This is a genomic window from Marinobacter sp. B-21, from assembly GCF_056857895.1.
In genome coordinates, this window is record NZ_JBSXNZ010000047.1 from 16951 (window position 1) to 38108 (window position 21158).

Consider the following 21158-nt stretch of genomic DNA (forward strand, 5'->3'; position numbering starts at 1 on the left):
CGTGTTCACACAGACTTAGGGAAGAACGTTATGGCCATCAAGAAAATGACCGACCTCAACCTCGCCGGCAAGCGGGTGCTGATCCGCGAAGACCTGAACGTGCCGGTCAAGGATGGCAAGGTCTCCAGCGACGCCCGCATCCGCGCGTCACTACCGACCATCAAGGCCGCCAAAGACGCCGGCGCCAGGGTCATGCTGATGTCACACCTGGGGCGCCCGGAAGAAGGCGTGTACGACGAAGCCTCCTCCATGAAGCCCGTCGCTGACCATCTCTCCAGGGTGCTGGGCCAGGAAGTGCGCCTGATCAAGGACTACCTGGACGGCGTTGAAGTCGCCGATGGCGAAGTGGTCCTGTTTGAAAACGTCCGCTTCAACAAAGGCGAAAAGAAAGACAACGAAGACCTCGCAAAGAAGTACGCCGCCCTGTGCGACGTCTACGTAATGGACGCCTTCGGCACCGCCCACCGCGCCCAGGCCTCCACCCACGGTGTGGCAAGATTCGCCCCCGAAGCCTGCGCCGGCCCGCTGTTGGCCGCTGAACTGGATGCCCTCGGCAAAGCCCTGGACAACCCGGCCAAGCCCGTCGTTGCCATCGTTGGCGGCTCCAAGGTCTCCACCAAGCTGGATGTACTCAACGCCCTGGAAAAAGTCTGCGACCAGATCATCGTTGGCGGCGGCATCGCCAATACCTTCCTGGCCGCAGCGGGTCACCCGGTCGGTAAATCCTTGTGCGAGCACGACCTGATCGACACCGCCAAGGACATTGCCTCCCGCGTTGAAATCCCTCTGCCGGTCGACGTAGTGGTAGCCAGCGAATTCGCCGAAACCGCCACCGCCACCACCAAGAACATCTCCGACGTCAGCGACGACGACATGATCCTCGACGTCGGCCCGGAAACCGCTGGCAAGTTCGCCGACGTACTGAAAAACGCCAAAACCATCCTCTGGAACGGCCCGGTCGGCGTTTTCGAATTTGACCAGTTCGGCAATGGCACCAAAGCACTCGCTCTGGCCATCGCCGAAAGCAACGCCTTCTCCCTGGCCGGCGGTGGAGACACCGTCGCCGCCGTTGACAAGTACGGCGTTGCTGACAGAATCTCCTACATCTCCACCGGCGGTGGCGCCTTCCTCGAGTTCGTCGAAGGCAAAACACTGCCGGCGGTAGCGGTACTGGAAGAGCGCGGAGAGTGAACAAATAGATGCGGTTCTGACTGAGGCTAGCAATAAGGTCAGAATCGCAAGGCAGGTGGGGGACCGCTTTCCGGGACTGTCTGCAGCATGGATGCTGCAGTCAAGCGTACACGGACGTATTCACAGCGTGTCCCGGAAAGCGGTCCCCACCTGCCGCAGCAGACTCCAACGTCTGACGACCAAAGTCTGCACCAAAACAGAATTCAAACATCCAAAGTCCAAATGAAGGAGACGACCCATGGCCCTGATTTCGATGCGGCAAATGCTGGATCACGCCGCCGAGCATGGTTACGGTGTGCCAGCCTTTAACGTCAACAACCTGGAACAGATGCGCGCCATCATGGAAGCCGCCGACAAAACCGACTCCCCGGTGATTGTCCAGGCCTCTGCCGGTGCCCGCAAATACGCCGGCGCCCCCTTCCTGCGCCACCTGATCCTCGCGGCCATCGAAGAATTCCCGCACATCCCGGTGGTCATGCACCAGGACCACGGCACCAGCCCCTCCGTGTGCCAGCGCTCCATCCAACTGGGCTTCAGCTCCGTGATGATGGACGGCTCCCTCGGTGAAGACGGCAAAACCCCGACCGACTACGACTACAACGTTGACGTCACCCGCCGCACCGTTGAAATGGCCCACGCCTGTGGCGTCTCCGTAGAAGGCGAACTGGGCTGCCTCGGCTCCCTGGAAACCGGCCAGGCCGGTGAAGAAGACGGCATCGGCGCCGAAGGCACCCTGGACCACAGCCAGATGTTGACCGACCCGGAAGAAGCCGCGGATTTCGTCAAGAAGACCCACGTGGACGCCCTGGCCATCGCCATCGGTACCAGCCACGGCGCCTACAAGTTTACCCGTCCGCCCACAGGCGACATCCTGGCTATCGACCAGATCAAAGCCATCCACGCCCGTATCCCGGACACCCATCTGGTCATGCACGGCTCCAGCTCCGTACCCCAGGAGTGGCTGAAGATCATCAACGAATACGGCGGCGAGATCCCGGAAACCTACGGTGTCCCGGTTGAAGAAATCGTGGAAGGTATCAAGCACGGCGTGCGCAAGGTCAACATCGACACCGACCTGCGCCTGGCCAGTACTGGTGCCGTTCGTCGGTTCCTTGCAGAAAACCCCGCCGAGTTTGACCCGCGCAAATTCCTCAAGGAAACCATGAAGGCCATGACCGACGTGTGCATCGCACGCTACGAAGCCTTTGGTTGTGCCGGCAACGCCAGCAAGATCAAGCCGGTTAATCTTGAGCGCATGTTCGAGCGTTACGCCTCTGGCGAGCTGGACCCCAAGGTCAAGTAAGCCTGTGAGCTGATTGTTCCGTAGCCTGAAGGTTGCGGGGCAGAATTGGGGCGGAAGCCCTGTTCAAAACACGCCCGCAAGTACGTCCATGTAGGGCTTGGCTGTGGCCATCCTTGGCCACAGACAGTTTTGAACAGCGCTTCCGCCCCAATTATTTTGAACCTCCGGATATATCGTCGATGTTCAGAGCGTTGGTGTGGAGGGAGCGTTCAGAAATCTGGAGCGCCAGGGATGGCGCGACGAAGCCCTACAGGGACGTATTTACGGGCGTTTTCTGAACGCTCCCTCCACGCCGGCGCCTGCACCTGCACCAACTATTTCAGGCTGCAGATAAGAACTCGCCATCATGATCCACCTCAAGTAACTGCCAGTCTCCCCTTGTAATTTCCCGAACCTCATCAAATATATTGGTTAGTAAACGAGCAAAACGCTCAGTGCGATAATCAGTGATGAGGACCAGAATGGACTTCAAAGACTATTACGCCGTACTCGGTGTGAGCGAGTCTGCCTCCTCCGAGGAGATCAAAAAGGCTTACCGGAAGCTGGCCCGGAAATACCATCCGGATGTCAGCAAGGAAAAGGACGCCGACACCAGGTTCAAGGATCTTGGTGAGGCCTACGAAGTATTGAAAGACCCCGAGAAGCGGGCGGAATATGATCAGCTGCGCAAGTACGGCGCCAAGGCTGATGGTTCGTTCGAGCCGCCACCCGGATGGCAGAGCGCATCCGGTTTTGGCGGCGGTGGCTATACTGAGGCCGATGCCCGCCAGTTCAGCGATTTCTTCGAGGAGATCTTCGGAGGCCGTCGCCGGGGTGGGTTCTCCGGTGGTTCTGATAGTGGAGGTTTCCGCCAGAACATGAAAATACGCGGTGAAGACGTCCACGCCAGGATCGCCCTGTTCCTGGAAGAAGCCTTCCATGGCTGCGACAAGCAGGTGTCGTTTACCGTGCACGAAGCCGACCCGCATGGCCGGGTTATTCCGAGGCAGAAAACCCTGAAAGTGAAGATCCCCGCCGGCATGCGCGAGGGGCAGCATATCCGCCTGAAAGGTCAGGGTGCTCCGGGTATTGGCGGCGGTGAGCCTGGCGATCTGTTCATCGAGGTGGAGTTCGCGCCGCATCCGCATTTCACCATTGAAGGCCGCGATGTCATGGTTACCGTGCCCGTGGCGCCCTGGGAGGCGGCTCTGGGTGCAACGGTGACTGTGCCAACGGTTGGCTCCAAGGTGAATGTCAAAGTCCCGAAGGGCTCCACCAGCGGCCGTAAGCTCAGGCTCAAGGGCAAAGGCTTCCCGGGCAAACATCCGGGCGACCAGATCGTCGTTCTTCAGGTGGCCATGCCTGAGAAACACAGCCCGGAGGCTGAAAAGCTCTATGCCCAGTTGGCCGAGGCAGAGAAAAACTTCAATCCACGCAGCAGGCTTCACGTGTGAGCGGGAGTAAGGGATGAACAAGCAAGACCATATTCTGACGGTAGAGGTGTTCGACCAGGATGGCAGCACCTTCACCCTGCGTGAAATCTGCGAACGCGGCGAATGCCATGCCGAGTTTGTTATCAAACTGGTTGACTACGGCATCATTGCGCCACTGGAGGACTCCCCGGGGGCCCGGCAATGGCAGTTCGATGTCGCGGCCCTAAACCGGTTGCGCAAAGCCCAAAGACTGCAACGGGATCTGAAAATGAATCTGCCCGGCCTCGCGATGTCTCTGGAGTTGCTCGATGAGGTTGAGGAAATGCGCCGGGAAGTGGCGCGGCTCAACCATCGGATCAGGCAGTTGATGGGGGAGTAAAGGCTCCCCCGGCTATTTCTTCTCCTCCAGCGCCTGAAATTCGGCGTAGATTTCCTCTGCTCGATTCAAATGCCGTAACTATGCCGTAACTATGGCGCAAAAACGCAATGCGTGATTGACGGCGGACACTAGATGCCCTAAAGTTAGGCTATCTGAGTACCAATGAGGGCCTCTGTATGAAGCCATCTACCGCATATCAACAGCACCGTGATGCCATACGGCAGATCGTGGAGCGGCATCATGCCAAAAACCCGCGTATCTTCGGTTCCGTCCTCCACGGACAGGATACGGATGCAAGCGATCTGGACATCCTCATCGACACCACGGAGGAAACCTCCCTCTTCGATGTTGGTGCTATTCGCACAGAGCTGACTGAACTCCTCGGAGTAGAGGTTGATGTACTGACTCCCGCTGCGCTGCCTGACAGGTGGAAAATGGAAGTGCTCAATGAGGCTCGGGCTGTATGAGTCGTCGGGATGAACTCGCCCTGAGAGACTACCTTGGGCACATCCAGCAGGCTATCGGTCGTATTCAGCGCTATCTCCAGGACATTGATCAAGTCGGGTTCCTTGTTAATGAAGAGAAACAGGATGCAGTGATCCGCAACCTGGAGATCATCGGTGAGGCGGCAGGTAGTATCCAACGTCATTTCCCTGACTTTGCGATAAAGCATCCAGATTTTCCCCTCAAAGCGGCTTACGGCACGCGAAATGCCTTGGCGCATGGGTACTTCAAAGTCGATCTGGATGTGGTCTGGAGGACTGTCGAGAGAGATTTGCCGGAATTGGAAGTGCAGGTTGGGGAGGTAATTCAATCCCTCAATTATCCGGGGGCATCTCCATCCCCATGAGTATCGCCGACAAACAAAGCCAAGCCGTTTCTCCGCCTCGCCAAAAATGGCATCCAAGTAAGAGCCAGAGCGTCACCTGCTATCGCTCAACCTGCAAACGCTACCGCACACGTTCACGCATTGACGGCACCTGCCCGTTTTGTGGTTTCAACTTCAACAGGGTTGCACAGCGGTAAACAGCATGGAAACCGTCGATCTGGAGTTGTTCACTGGGTTCGAGGATACCAACGGGAACGACCTCTATGAGCACGATACCATCATGATTGATCAAGAACCGCATTCAATTGTTTGGTCAACGGCGAAAGGTATGTGGGTTGCAGAAACGGACAATAGTGAAGTGCCGTTCTTTGAAGTTGCCACCAAAAGCACGAATGCCATAGAGATACACGCAGCAGATTGCCGGTGTTTTGAATGCGTGGAGAGTCTGCTGTGACCCACGAATAACATGCCTCGCAATATTCTGAATCTTCCCTCCTACACTATCGCCAGCATCGAGGAAGACGACCACGACTACCACATCTGGGCCGGGGCAACGAAGCACCCATCCGCCTGCCAGCATTGCGGCCACAGAGAGATTGTCGGGTTCGGACGCCGTGAGCAGTTGATCCGCGACCTGCCCATGCACGGAAAACGTGTCGGTATCTATGTCGATACCAGGCGCTATCGCTGCCGCCAGTGCGGAAAGACCTTCTACGAGCGTCTACCGGATGTCGATGAGAAGCGACTGATGACCGCACGCCTGGTCGATTGGGTGGGCAAGCAGGCCATCAAACGCCCCTTCGCGCACCTGGCCGATGAGGTGGGATTGGCTGAGAACACCGTCAAAAACGTCTTCCGCGACTACATCAACGAGCTGGAGCGCACGGTTTGCTTCGAGGTGCCGAAGTGGATGGGCATTGACGAAATCCACATCATCAAGAAACCCCGCTGCATTATCTCCAACATTGAGCACAACACGGCGGTCGAGGTTCTGCGCGACCGCACCAAGAAGACGGTCATGGGCCACTTCCAGACCATGCAGGGGCGCGAGAAGGTGCAATATGTGGCGATGGATATGTGGAACCCTTACCGAGAGGCGGTGGAGGCTCTGATGCCACAGGCGACCATCGTGATCGACAAGTTTCATGTGGTCAGGATGGCGAATGAGGCCCTGGATACGATCCGCAAGGCCCAGCGTGCCGAACTCACCACCAAAGAACGCCGGGGACTGATGCACGACCGCTTCGTGCTGCTCAAGCGCCGTAACGAACTCACCGACAAGGAATACCTCAAGCTCTCGGGCTGGACGGCCAACTACCCGATGCTGGAGGCTGCCTACGATGCCAAAGAGGCGTTCTACGGTATCTGGGACATGGATACCCGTGCCGATGCAGAGCGAGCCTATGCCATCTGGAGGGACAACCTGGTGCCGGAGGTGCGCGAGGCGTTTTACCCACTGGTCAGGGCGATGGATAACTGGCATCCGCACATTTTCGCCTACTTCGATCACGCCATTACCAATGCCTACACTGAGAGCCTGAACAACCTCATTCGGGTGATGAATCGCCTGGGTCGTGGCTATAGCTTTGAGGCCTTGAGAGTCAAAATCCTTTTCTCGGAGGGGGCTCACAAGGTCAAGCGCCCGAACTTCAAGCGCAAGCGTCAGCCGCCACAGGATACCGGATTTGGTGGGGTGATGATGAGGAAGAGTATCAGCTTCACAAGGCCGGAACCGGAGGAGAAGGGGGTCAACTACGGGGCCGATCTATCAACACTGGTGAAGCTGATCGAGGATGGGGCCATCTGACCCCGGATCAATCACGAAATGCAGATACCCTGAATTTGAAGGCGAACTCATAGCTCCCAACAGTATTCATGCCCTGACAATAAATCGTGATGATTTCCGTCGCCATCAGAGGGCCGGGGGAGATGACACTAGCCAGGCCCGGGCGTTTTGGTATTCCTCGCTCAGTCGTTTCACCAGATCCGCGACACTCAGCACGTCGTGGATCTGGCTGACGCCCTGGCCAGCAGACCAGACGGTTTTCCAGGCCTTGGCTTCATCGTCAATGGGTTTGAGCTTTTCTCCGTAATTGATGTCGCCCGCCTGGTTCAGCTTGTCCATGGGGAATCCGGCGGCCTCCAGGCTCTGCCGCATAAAGCTGGCGGGCACACCGGACACCGCCGGTGTGTGGATAATGTCGCCGGAAACAGCCTCGATGATCATGCTCCGGTAAGCCTCTTCCGCCTGGGATTCGGTGGTATTGATAAACCGGGTACCCATGTAGGCCAGGTCTGCACCCAGGGCCTGTACAGCCAGCAGGTCTTCGCCATGAGACAGCCCGCCGGCCAGCAGGATGGTGCCATCAAACACCTCACGGATTTCGTGTACCAGTACAAACGGGTTAATGGTGCCGGCATGGCCGCCGGCGCCGGCCGCTACCGCAATGATGCCATCGACGCCGGTTTGCGCCGCTTTCCGTGCGTGTTTCTGGTTGGTCACATCGTGGAATACCACGCCGCCGTAGCCGTGCACCGCTTCGACCACCTGGCTGGCCGCGCCCAGTGACGTGATAATGATCGGCACCTGGTGTTTCACGCACAGCTCAAGGTCTGCCTGCCAGCGCGGATTGGTCCGGTGCACAATCAGGTTCACCGCATACGGCGCTGTCTTGTGACCCGGATGCAATGTCTGGAAGGCGTCCAGCTCTTCATTCATCTGGACCAGCCAGCCCTCAAAACCCTCACTGGTGCGCTGGTTCAGGGCCGGAAAACTTCCCACAATGCCCTGTTTGCAACAGGCCAGCGCCAGTTCCGGGCCGGAAATCAGAAACATGGGTGCGGCAACCAGCGGCAGAGTGAGCGTGTCTTGCAGGGATGCGGGTAATGGCATGAGGATTCCTTAGTTTTTGTTGGAACTTTTGTAGGATATAAAGGATCTTAGCGTGCCACGCTGGCTCTGAAAACGGTCGCCAGCTAATTAATTCCGGAAAATCAGAAACACAAAAAGGAGCTCCATCATGGGTGAAGCAAAACGTCGCAAGCAAACCGGTGCACCGCCTCCCCGAAAAGGAAAATCCAACAAGCCGCTTTATATTGGCATCGGTGTGCTCGTGGTCGCCGCAGTGGCTTTCGGGTTGGTGTTCCTGACCGCCGCACCGGAGCCAACCTCCGACGAACTGCCTGTGGCTTCTGCCAATGCCGAGGCGTTTCCGGCGCAGTTGGACCAGTTCGGAGTTTCAGTGGGCCCGGAGGATGCTCCTGTCGTGGTGCGGGAGTTTGCAGACTATCAGTGTCCGGCCTGCGGCAACTTCTCCTCGGCGAGCAAGCGGCTGAAGCAGGAGTACGTGGATGAGGGCAAGGTCCGGTTCGTCTATTTCGATCTGCCGCTGCAGCAGCACCAGAACGCCATGCCCGCGGCCCAGGCTGCTCGCTGTGCAGGTGATCAGGGCGCCTACTGGACCATGCACGATCGCCTCTACGATTCCCAGACCGAGTGGAGTGGCTCTAACGACCCGGTGGCAACCTTCACCCGGTACGCCGGCGACCTCGGCCTTGAAGAACGGCGCTTCCGCCGCTGTATGACCACCGAATTGCATCGCGAGGCCGTAGAACAAAGCCGCCGCGTTGCCATGCAGCTTCGGGTAACCAGCACACCCACCGTTCTGGTGGATAATATCCGCCTGACGCGGCCGGGCTGGGGGCAGCTTTCCGCTGTTGTGGAGCGCGAGCTTGCCAGCAAGGCCGAGTAGTGCTGCAAAACCCGCACTTGATCGTGAGCCTGAGTTGGTTAAAATCTGCGCCCTCTCAGGCTTCGGCCTTTGAATAACCCCGAACCCATGCTCCGGATTTACGATCCGGCCCGCAGGAGAAAATGATGAGCAACAACGTTGTTGTCTGCGCACTGTACAAGTTCGCAGTCCTGAACGATTACAAGTCCCTCCGCCAGCCGCTGCTGGACCTGATGCTGGAGCAAGACGTCCATGGCACCCTGCTGCTGGCAAGGGAAGGTATCAACGGCACCATCGCCGGCAGCCGAGAAGGCATTGATGCCGTGAAAGCCTGGATTACCGGCGATGAGCGTTTTGACGGTATTGACTACAAGGAATCCTTTGTTGATATCCAGCCCTTCAAACGCACCAAGGTGAAGCTCAAGAAGGAAATTGTCACCATGGGCGTGGAAGGGATTGATCCGAAGCGCATTGTCGGTACGTATGTGGATCCGAAAGCGTGGAACAATCTGATCTCCGATCCGGACGTGGTTCTTGTCGATACCCGTAATCAATACGAAGTCGAGATTGGCACTTTTAAAAATGCCGTCAATCCGGCCACCGAGACCTTCCGCGAATTCCCGGAATACGTGAAGCAGAATCTCGATCCATCGAAGCACAGGAAGGTGGCCATGTTCTGCACCGGCGGTATCCGTTGTGAGAAATCCACCGCATACCTTAAGGAACAGGGCTTTGAAGAGGTGTATCACCTCAAGGGTGGCATCCTGAAATACCTGGAAGAGGTACCCGAAGAGCAGAGCCTGTGGCGCGGAGAATGCTTCGTGTTTGATGACCGGGTAACCGTCAACCACAGGCTGGAGCGTGGCGAGTACGATCAGTGCCACGCCTGCCGCAGGCCGATTACCGAGGAAGACAAAGAGCGTCCGGAGTATGAGCCGGGAGTCAGCTGTCACCAGTGCGTCGACTCGCTGACCGAAGTGCAGAAGGCCCGGTTCGCCGAGCGTGAACGTCAGATGCGCCTGGCAGGGCAGCGTGGCGAGGCCCACGTGGGCGGTGAAGCGGCCCGCATCATTGCCGAGCGCAAGGCCCGGAAAAAGGCTGAAAGAGAGCATCAGGCCCGGAAAAGCCTGGCCGGTGAAAAGGCCAGCAAAACCGAGGGAGCCTGACCAACACCAACAGGAGACTTCATGGAGTTACGACAGGCAGTAGCCATCACCGCAGTTGCTATCGCGCCGTTTGCCAATGGGCAGGAGGCGGATAACTGGAAGGGCGAAACCGAACTTGGTGTGCTGGTTACCACCGGCAACACCGAGGAGACCAACATCAAGGGCCGTCTCGGTCTGATTCGTGAAGTGGAAACCTGGCGCCATACCGGGGACTTCAGCACCAATTACTCCGAAGCGGAGGACGAAACCACGGCCGAGGAGTACCTGGCCGCTCTGGAAACCGACTACAAGTTCGACAAAAAACAGTATTGGTTTCTTCGCGGCTCCTGGGAGAACGACCGCTTCTCTGGCTACGATTTCGAATCCACAGTGACAACTGGTTACGGGAACCGGCTCTGGCGGTCGGGCGATCGGTCTTTTCTTGATCTCTCAGCGGGTGCGGGTTACCGCTATAACAAGCTGGATACGGTCAACGCGCAGGGAGAAGATACTGAAAAAGAGGCCATCGCCCGCCTTGCGGGGCAGTTTGACTACGCCCTGTCCGCCAATTCGCTGTTCCGCCAGAAGCTCAGCACCGAAATCGGGCTGGATGAGAACAACACGATAAGCCAGTCAGAGACGTCCCTGCAGGCCAATGTGGTGGGAAACCTTTCGATGAAGGCCGCGGTCCGGGTGAAGCACGTATCCGACGCACCGGCCAGCTCTGAAAACACCGACACCGAGACGTCACTCTCTCTCCTCTATGGCTTCTGATTAACGGCGTGAAAATGGGGTCAGATGAAAAAGGGGTCAGATGAAAAGTTCATCTGACCCCTTTTTCATCTGACCCCGCTTTCAAGCTTCAAATGTTGTTTCTCAGACCAAGCTCGTCCGGATAGGGCGTAAGGTATTGCTGGGCGTGCAGGTAATCCACCGGCTCCCGGCGCTGGGCCATGCGCAGCAGGGTCATGGGCACCACCAACGGCACCTCACCCCGGCGGTAGGCCTCCATCTGCTCCATCAACACCTTACGGTCTTCGTCGCCCATGGAGTCTCTCAGGTAGCCCATCAGGTGCTGCATGGCATTCAGGTGGGAGCCCCGGCTGACTTTCTGGCTCATGGCCTCCATGAACTGGTTGATGTAACGGCCGGAGATAGTTTCCAGTGGCTCGGATTTCAGGTCCCCCAACATGGGGCCAAGCTGGCGGTAGATCTTCTCGGAGTGGGCCAGAAGCTGGAACTTGTGGCGGGTGTGGAATTCGATCAGCGCCCTGGCCGAAAGGTTGTCGCCCGCGACATTCTGCATCCAGTCGTCGTAGGCAAAGACCCGCTCGATAAAGTTTTCCCGAAGCATGTCGTCGTTGAGGCGGCCTTCCTCCTCCACCGGCATCAGCGGATAGGCTTTCAACAGAGCTTCGGCGAACATGCCCCGGCCGTCCCTGCGGGTCACCTGGCCATTCTCGTTGTGCACCTTGATGCGCTCCATGCCACAGCTGGGCGATTTGGCCATCAGGATGTAACCCCGAAGGTCCGCCAGGGTGGGCATGATCTGGTCGATAAAGCCGTGCATGGCGCCGGTGTGATCTGCCGTGCCCCTGGTTTCGATCAGCCGAAGGCCATCGCTGTATTCACGCAGGTGAATGGCCGGGCGGGGCACGCCCAGGCCTGCTTCCAGCTCCGGGCAGATGGAACGAAATTCAAAGTGCTTTGACAGCACCTGGGTGCAGTAACGGGAATGTTTGTGGCCGCCATCATGGCGAACTTCCCTGCCCAGCAGGCAGGTGCTGATTCCGACGGGGATGCCGCTCACTTAGACTCTCCGATGGTTAAAACGACTTTTATAATACGTGAACTCAGTCTGGACCGATCAGGGTGCAGGGGAAACCATAACCCTGACTATTCCTGATTGCTTGCTGAGCGTTTCCGTTTCTTGGCGAACATGGCCAGGGTGGTGGCGTAAATTGTGCGAACGTCAGTGGCAAACTGCTCGACGGAATAGTCCTTCGCAAAATCCAGAGCCTGTGAGGCAAGTTTGCTGCGCAGTTCGTCGTCTTCCAGCAGTTTCCTGACCTGCGCCCGCCACTGGTCCTGCTTCTCCGGCGTCTTGAAGCCATTGAAACCGTGCCGCACCACATCCTCGATGCCGCTGGAGCGCACGGCCACCACCGGCAGCCCCGCCGCCATGGCCTCCAGGATCACCATGCCCTGGGTTTCGGATTTCGAGGCAAACAGGAAGGCGTCACCCAGCCGGTACCAGGTGGCCATGTCTTCCGGGGGGATGGCACCCACCAGAGTGAAATGTTGCCGGAGGTCAAGGTCTTCTATCTTCTTCTGCAACCGGTCTTTCTGGTGGCCATCGCCAATCATAAGGAACCGGAACGGCACATCGGTTTCCCGCCTCAGGGCATCAATCGCTTCAATCATGAAGTCGATGTTTTTCTCATTGGATAACCGCGAGACGCTGACGAAAACCTTCTCGTCTCCAAGGTTCAGCTGATTACGCAACTGGTCAATATCTTCCCGGCGAACGTCCCGGAAACGCTGGTATTCAATGCCCGTGGGCTGCACAAAGGTCGGCGTTTTTACCCCGATCATCCGAAGGTATTCCTCGGTGGAGTAGGTTGGCACAATCACGCCGTCACACTTGTTGGAAAAGCGCTTGATCAGGGTATGGGAGATCAGGTTGCGGAACAGCCTCCCCGGCAGGGGCACAAAGTGGGCGTAGTGTTCCAGGCGGGTATGGTAAGTGTAAATCGCTGGCACCTTCAGCCGCCGCGCTACGAACAGCCCCAACGAGCCCAGCCAGAACGGGTGGTGCAGATGGATGATGTCCGGCGCGAAGGCGCGAACCCGCTTGCGGATTCGGCCGAGGAAAATATTGGCCAGCCGGAATTCCCGTTTCTCCCCCATGGCCAGCAGTGAGGGCACCCGCAGCACGTGGGCTTCCGCCTCCGGCTGGTTCTTGTACCGTGGCGCCACGATCAGCAGCTTGTCTCCCAGCTTTTCCAGCCCCCGTCGCAGCCGCTCGATCGAAATCGGAACACCGCCGATGAACGGCAGGTAGTTGTTGGTAAACATGGCCACTCGCAACGGGCGCTCAAGCCAGGGGGCCGGGTCCAGATCGTAATCCGGGTAGTAATCCTTGCCGATGAAAATCGCGCCGTACAATTTGATCGCAATGGCCGCGAACACCGCGACAATCAACAGGAAATTGATGTAGCCCGTGTAGAACAGGGAATAGATAAAAAACCAGAGGCTTTCCAGGCGCTTCAGAACCGGGTGCTGACCCACCTCCAGGCGTTGCAGTGTGTGGCTGACCTGCCCCTCTGCGTTCACATCCACTCGTACATAGTGATAGAAACTGATGTCGTTGTTCACCACCAGACCACCGGCGCCACCGGTGGTTATGAACATGGTATCCCCCATTTGCTTTTCCGAGTAAAGAGACAGGTTGGCGGAGAACACCCGGTCAATGTCGTGCTCATCCATCGCCCGGAGTAACGCGTCCCTGAATTCGGGCGGTGCGAGGTAGTCATCCTGTCTGTCGAACGGGGCATTTTCTTCCGGGTGCAGCGGTGGGTGGCCAATAAAAAGGATCCGCGCCTTTGATTCGTCCCTGGCAAGCAGTTCGTGCAGCCAGCGGATCTGCCAGCGCCAGGGTGTTTTACCGGTGCTGTCCAGGAAAATCAGCCGGCTGTTGCCTGCCTGGATGCTGAAGAAGTGTGGTCCGAAATGGTCATAAAATCGGAAACTGCCAAAGTCTTCGTATTCGTGGGCGCCGAAGGTGAGCAGATATGGGATCTCCAGGTGGCTCAGGGAGCCGTAGAGGGCGCGGTACTTGTCTTCACCGCCACCACTGACGGCATTACCCGCCGATACCATGAAATCGAGGTTGGATCGGTTCAGCTCCGGGATGATCCTGTCCTCGAAGATCCCCACGGAATTGTTGATATTACCCACCACCGCAAAACTGAAGGATTCACCCGGCTGGACCGTGCCCTGGATTCGTTCAACCTGCTCGGTGTGTACCCCTTCAAAATCCTCGGTGAACAGGTTCAGGTAGGCCTTATAGCCAACCAGCAGAAGTACCACCAGCAGGCACAGGTAGAACAGAAGCTTGAGTGGGTTTCGGAAAATCATCCGGTTCTCCCGCGGTTGGCAACAAGTTCCTTCTGCAAGACGATCAAGCCGATAATCATTCCCAGGTAGATGGTCAGCAGGCGCCAGAAGACAATCACCAGAATCAGGTGATTGCCGGAGAGGATGTCCCGGAAGAAGCTGCCAAAAACACCCTCGGAAATACCAGAGGCGCCGGGGGTGGGTGAAAAATACATGATGAAGGTGGTTACCACCAGCAGCCCCAGCGACACCAGGTAATCCACATCATAGTCCAGGCTGGCCATCAGCAGTGCCGGAAAACTGAACAGGCTGAGCAGGAAAACCGCGGTAAACAGAATCGACAAAACCACGAACAGGGGGCGGCCACGCAGATAGTCACTGAAGCTGCGGGAGAACCGCAGCATCTCCCGGCGGGCCTTGAACTGCCACCTCTGGTGCCGACGCTCGCTTATCAGATGAATCCGGCGGGCCGCTCTGAGGAGCTTGCTGAGGGGGCCGATCAGCCAGTGCGTGCGGAACAACAGAACGGCGAAGAAGCCCAGGTAAATCAGGATAAAAATCGCCAGGGCCGTACCAATGTCGCCGGCAATGCTACGGCCATCCAGCGCCTTGAGCGTCAACAGGAAAACCGGCGTCAGGGAAAAGATAAACACCACCGCCAGCACCGTCCGGATGGTGGTGGCGGCTGTGGCCCTGCCAACCGGAACGCCGTGGTTATGCAGATACCAGATCTGCGCGAAGCCGCCACCGGTGGCCATAGGCGTGATATTGGAGAAAAACAGGTTAATGAACACCAGCCGGAACATGGCCGGCAGAGGTAACCGATGACCAAGGGCCCTGAGTGTGTAGTAAAGCCGAAGGCCGTCAGAAACGAAATAGACCAGTAACAAACCAGCCACCGACAACAGGGTTTCCGGGGTGATCAGTCTGGAATCAAAGGTAATGCTGCGCCCGGCAAACTGATCGTAAACGGCATACAGCCCGGCGGCGGTAAGCGCGACAAACAGCAGGCTGAAAATCGCCAGCCGCCGCCCGGAGGCACGCTTTGAATAATTGATGTCAGTGGAGTCAGTCATGGGCTGCCCGTCAAGAGTTAGACGGGCAGTTTACAGGGTAGGGAGTGGTTGGTGTCCAGGCTGTCTAGCGACCATAAACCATCATGGTGGTGTTGGTGATGGCGAAGTCCGTGAACTGAACGCTGCCGATGCTTGTGCCACCCACCCTGAACACAGGCATGTCGATATCCGCCCGGAACTCAACCTCATGGATGGACAGGCCTTCCTTGCCAGAGGCGGCACTGGTTCCCCGGGAGAGTTTTGCCGTCGCACTGGCCATGCCGAAATGCCCCAGCGTATCGTCGCCCCGGCGGTTATGAATCTGCAGCCCCTCGATACCCACCGCGGCAAAGTTGAACAGCAGAATCACATCGGCGGCATCCCAGTTCAGGCTGCCGTTGGTAATCTCAAAATGAGTATCCAGCTGCAGCTCAGAGCCGGACACCTCATTGCCATTGGCCAGAGTGCGGGTGGAACTGCCTCCGTTACGAATCACCAGATCCGTCGGCCCAATATACCCTTGCAGCAGGATGTTCGAGAACAGAGTGGCCGTCCCCCCGGTACCGGTGCTGGTCACACTGTCCGCCGCCAGTTCAAAGTCGACCGCCCGCAGGTAGTCGTCCAGACTGGACGGGTCGCCATAGCCCGTCGCACCCAGGTGCATCACCAGATCACCGCTATTGAACTGCTTGCCAAAAGAGCCCGCGACAGAATACTTCGCCAGAGCATCGGCCACATCCGGATTGCCCGGGGCCAGCAACCCGGCATTGGCGCGACGGGCAATCTCCGAAAATCCGTGCTCCAGCACCTCCCCATCGCCGGCAATATCGATGGTCAGCTTCATGTTGTCCAGCACCGTATCGTTCTGCCCGGACAAGCGCAGACCGTTCACATTCAGCGAACCCTCATCAATCCAGCTGAACCGGTCAATGCTGAGCTTGGTTTCCAGCTCAATCGTCACCCCCGCCTGGCCGGTAACGCCAGACAGCGCACCATCCCCCATCGGCCTGAACTCCGCCAACGCAGGCAGCGGAAGAGCCAGGGCGAGCACCCAGAGCGAGAGTGTGGAAGACGTGGTACTTCGACAACAGGCAAGTGACAGAGTCATGGTGGCCCCAAAAGACTGGTTTATTGTTTTTGGCGGAGAGCGTTAAAGCACTCCCCGGGCCGCAGGGGGACAGCACAACCAATGCAGCAAAAGTTTTGGTTTGTTACAGACTGTTACGATAGGCGTGGAAAGCTGAAAGGTCTGTGAGACTGTTCACAACAAAGAGCGGAAAATATCTGAAGAGTTGCGGGCGATGCGGGTAGGAGCACCTTCCAGAACACGCTGTGAATACATCCCTGTACGCTCGGCTCCGCCCTTTGGCGCTTATTGCTCCTGCGTCGCGCCAAAGGTCCGGGGCAAGCCCTCCATGGCTTGCCCGTGAAGTGCTTCGCACTCCACCCATGGCTCCGCACGGTTCTGGAAGGTGCTCCTACCCGCATCGTCTCCACCCAAGTCAGGAAGCCAAGGCCTGCTGAATCAAAGACTTCTGATGCTCCGCAAACTCCCGGATTAAAGCCTGCGCCTTAACCGAATCCCGCGTCAGAACCGCCTGCGGAAGATTGGCAAAAAACTCACTGGTCTGGGCAAGACCTCTGCGGTAGCGATCAGCACTGAGGTAATAAGCACGGCTAACCGCCGGTTTGAAGTTTGACAGAGCCTCCGTGAGATAGGGATTATCGACCACCTCGCAGCAGACCTCCATTACATTAAAGCTCGCCTCCACCACCGCCGTAATATCGGTAGACGGGCGCTTCATCTGCGCTATAACCTTGCTCACCGCCTCCAGCATCCCGGGCTTATCGCCCTCCTGCCAGCGCTCACACAGCCGGGTGGCCAGCATCATCAGCAAATGCATATATACATCGTACAGCTCGGAGGCGTGGGTGGCGTCCAGCCGGGTTGCCGAGGCGCCTTTGCGGGGCGTGATCTCCACCAGATGCCAGCGTTCAAGGGCATACAGGGCTTCCTTCACCGAGGCCCGGCTCACCTTCAGCTCGCCGGCGAGGGTGACCTCCTGAATCCGCTCACCCGGGCGAATCTGCCCGGTCATGATCCGCTCTGCCAGGTAATTGGCAATCTGCTCGGCCAGGGTGTTGGGCGCCTGAAAATCCATAAAGGTTCTCTGAACAGGTCGTAAAAACCGGTTGGTCCCTGAGGTTGTCGGGCCGGCGTGGGAGTCTGTGTGCATGAGTTTATCACAGCCTCTGAATCCGGTAGCGACAACACTTTGATCCGGCAGGGAGCATCAGTTGGTTTCGTAAGTCCCGGTTCTTTTTTCCGAACTTGAAATCCCCCTGAAACGCAATCAGGTATAATGGTTAAATCCTGCGAAAAAAGGGAAAACCAAAATGCCCAAGCATTTCGAACAGGCCCCCGGCCTATACGACGCCCCCGTTCCCGAAACCGAAGGTTATATATTCAACCAGACCATGATGCGCATCAAGGAACCCGAGCGCTCCATGGACTTCTACACCCGGGTGATGGGCATGCGCCTGGTGCGCAAGCTGGACTTCCCGGAAATGAAGTTCACCCTGTATTTCCTCGGTTACCTGGACGACCGCCATGCCGCCCTGGTGCCACACGACGACGCCTACCGCACCACCTATACCTTCGGCCGTGAAGCCATGCTCGAGCTGACCCACAACTGGGGCACCGAAGACGACAACGGTTTTGGCTACCACAATGGCAACGACGAGCCCCAGGGCTTCGGCCATATCGGCGTTGCCGTTCCGGATGTGTACGCCGCCTGTGATCGCTTCGAAAAGCTCGGTGTCGAATTCGTGAAAAAGCCGGACGACGGCAAGATGAAAGGCCTGGCCTTTATCAAGGACCCGGACGGCTACTGGATCGAAATCCTGCAGCCGGACATGCTCGAAAAGCAGCGCAAGGAAGATTGATGCGCCTCAGTCCGCGCCGGCCTTCTGGCCGGCGGCGGGCTTGCCGCCATACCGGGATGCGACAATCACCGCCGCGGTCAGGATCAGCGCGCCGGTAACGCCGATAGGCCCCAGTATCTCCTCCAGGAACACCCAGGCCAGCAGGGCCACGAACAGGGGTTCCAGGGTCACAATGATACTGGAAAGCGTCGCCGGTGTGGTTTTCATGCCGCTGAAGAAACTTACATAGCCAATGCATGTCGGCACCACGCCGATGTAGCCCACCATCAGCCAGTGCCGGAGTTCCAGGCTTGCCAGTCCCTCGAATCCGCCACTGATTGCCACCACCGGCAACAGGATCAACGCTGCGGTAAAGAAACAGATAAACGCAGTGGTAAATACCGGGGTGCCGGCCGAGCTGTAACGGCTGGTCAGGGTAAAGCCGGTGTACACCACGGCAGCCAGCAGCGCCATCAGAATGCCGGCAAGGCGAAGTGTGCCACTGGTGTCCATATCACTGAGCACCAGCATGGCGGTACCCGCAATAGCGGCAATCAGGGACAATACCGTCAGTAGCCCGGGTTTTTCGCCCAGCAGTGGTGCCGCCAGAAGGGCGATCAGTACCGGCGGAAGGCAGAGTGCAATCAGAGTGGCAATGCCGGCACCGGTGAGGTCGACAGCAAGCAGGTAGCTGCCCTGGTAGAAAGCCTGGAACAGCCCCAGCGCCGCCAACGGCAGCAACGTTCCGGGAGGCAGGCTTCGCAGCGAACCGCCGGCCACCCTCGCGCCGGGATTGGCTTTCTCAAGCCGTGTCTGCTCCCGCCGCATCAGCAGCCAGAAAAACGGCAACGCCACCGCCAGCCTCAGAAAGCCCAGGGTGATGGCCTGAAGGTCAGTGCCGGTAAACAGGAATTTCGCAACAATGCCCGTGGTCGCCCAGAGCAGGGCGGCCAGGGCGATCAGCAGGGCGCCTCGGATCATTCAATAATCAACACAATCAGCTCTTTGGGACCGTGAACACCGTAAGCAAGGGTTTGCTCAATGTCGGCGGTTTTCGAGGGGCCAGAGATTAACAGGGCATTGGTCGGCATGCCAGAGGACCAGTTCTGGGCCTTCATCGCTTCGTGGAAGGTTGTGTAGAGTTCCGTGGCTTTGAGGATGGCAATGTGTACCGGCGCTACCAGGCTCATCAGCCGTGGCTCGTCCACCGTTGGCCACAGGATCAGCGAGCCGGTCTCGGCAATGCCGCCGCGGGTGGAAGTAATGCTCGCATCCACTTCATTGAACAGATGCGCCTGCCAGCTTTCGATGGGCTCGTCATAGATCAGCAGTTCCGGCAGATCGTTACGGCCGGCGCTGCGCAGGGACTGGCCAATCTCATGGGCTTTAGCAACCAGCAGGTTGCGGGCGCCCCGGGAGGCCAGGATTTCAGCAAGGCGATCCATCCAGCTGTCTTCGGTGCAATGGTGAACCTCGCCATGCACCGATTCGATCATCTTCTCGAACCGCTCGACACGCTCCGTGGTGGACCAGTCCGGCCTCTCGAGTACCGAAAAATCACATTCCGGTACCGTCAGCTCGCCGCCGGTCCGGTTGCGCAGGCGTTGCAGGATCGTTTCCCGGGAACTCATTGGTCACGCTCCTTCATCCGCTGGTGCAGGGTTTTGGCGGCCAGCTTTGGCGCCGTCCGGCAGTTGGTCCAGGCGCCGGCACTGGCAGGCTGCAACGCCCGCAGCTTGCTGGCGGCGGCGGTGCCAAGCCGGTAAACGCCCGGGCTGGCGTGCATCCAGGCCCAGCCTTTCCAGATCATTGCTTCTATGGCGCTGCGTTTTGCGCCATGGCCACGCACCTTGGCCGGGTGCAGCTTGTCGCCATCCGCGGATTCCTGGCGCAGGCGCACCAGCAGGTCCGGAATGGGGATTTTGACCGGGCAGACTTCGCCACAGGCACCACACAGGCTGGAGGCGCTGGGCAGGTGACGGCCCTCGTCCAGGCCAATCAGGTGTGGCATCAGAATCTTGCCGATAGGGCCCGGGTAAGTGGTGCCGTAGGCGTGGCCGCCAATGCGGGTATACACCGGGCAGTGATTCATACAGGCGCCGCAGCGGATGCAGCGCAGGGTGTCCAGCAGCTCGTCATCCTGGTAGATGGACGACCGGCCATTATCCACCAGCACCAGATGAACTTCCTCGGGGCCGTCCAGCTCTTCTGCCTTGCGCGGGCCGGAGATCATGTTGAAGTAGGTGGTGATGTGCTGGCCCGTGGCAGAGCGTGTCAGCAGGGCGAGCAGGGCCGAGACGTCTTCCATGCTCGGTACCACTTTTTCAATGCCGGTTACCGCAATGTGGCAGGGCGGGACGGTGGTGGTCATCCGGCCGTTGCCTTCGTTCTCCACCAGGCACAGGGTGCCGGTTTCCGCCACCGCAAAGTTGACGCCAGACACCCCCACATCCGCGTTCATGAACTTTTTCCGCAGCTGCTGGCGGGCGCTGGCGGTGAGGTATTCCACATCGTTGGAGAGATCCGTGCCGGTCTTTTCGTGCATCAGCTCGGAGATCTCGCCGGTGTTCTTGTGAATGGCTGGCATGATGATGTGCGAGGGCGTCTCTCCGGCCAGCTGCACAATGTATTCGCCCAGATCCGATTCCAGGGCTTCGATACCCTGTTCCTCCAGGTAATGGTTCAGTTCCATTTCCTCGGAGACCATGGACTTACCCTTGATCACCGTCCTGGCATCCCGGGCCTTGCAGATATCCCGCACAATCCGGCAGGCCTCGTCGCCGTCCACCGCCCAGTGAACCCTGATGCCGTTTTCTGTCAGCTTTTTCTCAAGCTGTTCCAGCAGGTCCGGCAGGTTGGCCAGGGCCCGCAGGCGAACATTGGCACCGAGATCCCGAAGGGTTTCCAGATCCCAGCCTTCGAACGCCGCTTTGCGTTTGGCCATCAGCCCGTCCATGGCGCTGCGGAAGTTCTTGCGGATCTTGGGGTTGTGGATGGCCGCCTGAGCGCGGGGGTGGAACTGTTTTGCATCGATGTGATGGTCAGTGTGTTCGGCTGTTTCGCTCATGA

The 21158-nt window shown here is 58.2% G+C and carries 21 protein-coding genes; 12 read left to right on the forward strand and 9 right to left on the reverse strand.

Annotated features, from left to right (window positions below; translation table 11 throughout):
• Positions 1 to 30: 30 nt before the first annotated feature.
• The 8 genes from AC13C0_RS02910 (at position 31) to AC13C0_RS02945 (ending at position 6921) form a co-directional block, all read left to right on the forward strand.
• Positions 31 to 1191: a phosphoglycerate kinase gene (locus AC13C0_RS02910; RefSeq protein WP_117618145.1), complete on the forward strand. Its 1161-nt coding sequence runs from the start codon at positions 31 to 33 to the stop codon at positions 1189 to 1191.
• A 238-nt stretch (positions 1192 to 1429) separates the two neighbouring features.
• Positions 1430 to 2494: a class II fructose-bisphosphate aldolase gene (gene fba, locus AC13C0_RS02915; protein WP_482953927.1), complete on the forward strand. Its 1065-nt coding sequence runs from the start codon at positions 1430 to 1432 to the stop codon at positions 2492 to 2494.
• A 461-nt stretch (positions 2495 to 2955) separates the two neighbouring features.
• A complete protein-coding gene (locus AC13C0_RS02920) occupies positions 2956 to 3927 on the forward strand; it encodes a DnaJ C-terminal domain-containing protein (protein ID WP_482953928.1) in 972 nt (323 codons plus the stop codon).
• A gap of 13 nt (positions 3928 to 3940) precedes the next feature.
• Complete coding sequence (locus AC13C0_RS02925; protein WP_482953929.1) at positions 3941 to 4285, forward strand: chaperone modulator CbpM; 345 nt, start codon at positions 3941 to 3943, stop codon at positions 4283 to 4285.
• Positions 4286 to 4461: 176 nt separating this feature from the next.
• Positions 4462 to 4752, forward strand: a complete 291-nt coding sequence (locus AC13C0_RS02930) for a nucleotidyltransferase family protein (protein WP_117618141.1) — start codon at positions 4462 to 4464, stop codon at positions 4750 to 4752.
• Positions 4749 to 5135, forward strand: coding sequence for a HepT-like ribonuclease domain-containing protein (locus AC13C0_RS02935; protein ID WP_341582532.1), 387 nt, complete (start codon positions 4749 to 4751; stop codon positions 5133 to 5135). Before AC13C0_RS02930 ends, AC13C0_RS02935 begins: the two co-directional genes overlap by 4 nt.
• 181 nt (positions 5136 to 5316) lie before the next feature.
• Entirely contained in the window at positions 5317 to 5568 is a 252-nt protein-coding gene (locus AC13C0_RS02940; RefSeq protein ID WP_117618139.1) for a hypothetical protein, read from the forward strand.
• A gap of 12 nt (positions 5569 to 5580) precedes the next feature.
• Positions 5581 to 6921, forward strand: a complete 1341-nt coding sequence (locus tag AC13C0_RS02945) for an ISL3 family transposase (protein WP_117618138.1) — start codon at positions 5581 to 5583, stop codon at positions 6919 to 6921.
• A gap of 105 nt (positions 6922 to 7026) precedes the next feature.
• Here AC13C0_RS02945 and AC13C0_RS02950 read toward each other — a convergent pair whose 3' ends face one another.
• Positions 7027 to 8007: an NAD(P)H-dependent flavin oxidoreductase gene (locus AC13C0_RS02950; RefSeq protein WP_482953930.1), complete on the reverse strand. Its 981-nt coding sequence runs from the start codon at positions 8005 to 8007 to the stop codon at positions 7027 to 7029.
• A 127-nt stretch (positions 8008 to 8134) separates the two neighbouring features.
• Here AC13C0_RS02950 and AC13C0_RS02955 point away from each other — a divergent pair, with 127 nt between their 5' ends.
• The 3 genes from AC13C0_RS02955 (at position 8135) to AC13C0_RS02965 (ending at position 10764) form a co-directional block, all read left to right on the forward strand.
• Positions 8135 to 8866 carry a DsbA family protein gene (locus tag AC13C0_RS02955; protein WP_117618136.1) on the forward strand — a complete coding sequence of 244 codons (732 nt, stop codon included), beginning with the start codon at positions 8135 to 8137 and terminating at the stop codon, positions 8864 to 8866.
• 125 nt (positions 8867 to 8991) lie between these two features.
• Entirely contained in the window at positions 8992 to 10011 is a 1020-nt protein-coding gene (gene trhO / locus AC13C0_RS02960; RefSeq protein ID WP_117618135.1) for an oxygen-dependent tRNA uridine(34) hydroxylase TrhO, read from the forward strand.
• A 21-nt stretch (positions 10012 to 10032) separates the two neighbouring features.
• Positions 10033 to 10764: a DUF481 domain-containing protein gene (locus AC13C0_RS02965; RefSeq protein WP_117618134.1), complete on the forward strand. Its 732-nt coding sequence runs from the start codon at positions 10033 to 10035 to the stop codon at positions 10762 to 10764.
• 88 nt (positions 10765 to 10852) lie between these two features.
• Here the strand turns inward: AC13C0_RS02965 and AC13C0_RS02970 are convergent, their stop codons facing one another.
• The 5 genes from AC13C0_RS02970 to AC13C0_RS02990 all read right to left on the reverse strand — a co-directional run bounded on the left by AC13C0_RS02970 (position 10853) and on the right by AC13C0_RS02990 (position 17326).
• Positions 10853 to 11800 carry a YbgA family protein gene (locus tag AC13C0_RS02970; RefSeq protein ID WP_117618133.1) on the reverse strand — a complete coding sequence of 316 codons (948 nt, stop codon included), beginning with the start codon at positions 11798 to 11800 and terminating at the stop codon, positions 10853 to 10855.
• Positions 11801 to 11886: 86 nt separating this feature from the next.
• On the reverse strand, positions 11887 to 14130 hold the full coding sequence (locus AC13C0_RS02975) for a glycosyltransferase (RefSeq protein ID WP_482953931.1): 2244 nt from the start codon (positions 14128 to 14130) through the stop codon (positions 11887 to 11889).
• Positions 14127 to 15185 (reverse strand): lysylphosphatidylglycerol synthase transmembrane domain-containing protein, encoded by a 1059-nt coding sequence (locus tag AC13C0_RS02980; RefSeq protein WP_482953932.1) that lies wholly within the window; start codon positions 15183 to 15185, stop codon positions 14127 to 14129. Before AC13C0_RS02980 ends, AC13C0_RS02975 begins: the two co-directional genes overlap by 4 nt.
• A 64-nt stretch (positions 15186 to 15249) precedes the next feature.
• Complete coding sequence (locus tag AC13C0_RS02985; protein WP_482953933.1) at positions 15250 to 16272, reverse strand: DUF6160 family protein; 1023 nt, start codon at positions 16270 to 16272, stop codon at positions 15250 to 15252.
• A gap of 394 nt (positions 16273 to 16666) precedes the next feature.
• Complete coding sequence (locus AC13C0_RS02990) at positions 16667 to 17326, reverse strand: GntR family transcriptional regulator (protein WP_117618129.1); 660 nt, start codon at positions 17324 to 17326, stop codon at positions 16667 to 16669.
• A 235-nt stretch (positions 17327 to 17561) separates the two neighbouring features.
• Here AC13C0_RS02990 and gloA point away from each other — a divergent pair, with 235 nt between their 5' ends.
• On the forward strand, positions 17562 to 18110 hold the full coding sequence (gene gloA, locus AC13C0_RS02995) for a lactoylglutathione lyase (protein ID WP_482953934.1): 549 nt from the start codon (positions 17562 to 17564) through the stop codon (positions 18108 to 18110).
• A 6-nt stretch (positions 18111 to 18116) separates the two neighbouring features.
• Here the strand turns inward: gloA and AC13C0_RS03000 are convergent, their stop codons facing one another.
• From AC13C0_RS03000 to AC13C0_RS03010, 3 genes are read right to left on the reverse strand one after another with little or no spacing between them, the layout of a single operon-like run.
• A complete protein-coding gene (locus AC13C0_RS03000; protein WP_482953935.1) occupies positions 18117 to 19070 on the reverse strand; it encodes a DMT family transporter in 954 nt (317 codons plus the stop codon).
• Positions 19067 to 19720, reverse strand: a complete 654-nt coding sequence (locus AC13C0_RS03005; RefSeq protein ID WP_482953936.1) for a LutC/YkgG family protein — start codon at positions 19718 to 19720, stop codon at positions 19067 to 19069. Before AC13C0_RS03005 ends, AC13C0_RS03000 begins: the two co-directional genes overlap by 4 nt.
• Positions 19717 to 21156, reverse strand: a complete 1440-nt coding sequence (locus AC13C0_RS03010) for a LutB/LldF family L-lactate oxidation iron-sulfur protein (protein ID WP_482953937.1) — start codon at positions 21154 to 21156, stop codon at positions 19717 to 19719. The genes AC13C0_RS03005 and AC13C0_RS03010 overlap by 4 nt, the downstream gene beginning before the upstream one ends.
• Positions 21157 to 21158: the final 2 nt, after the last annotated feature.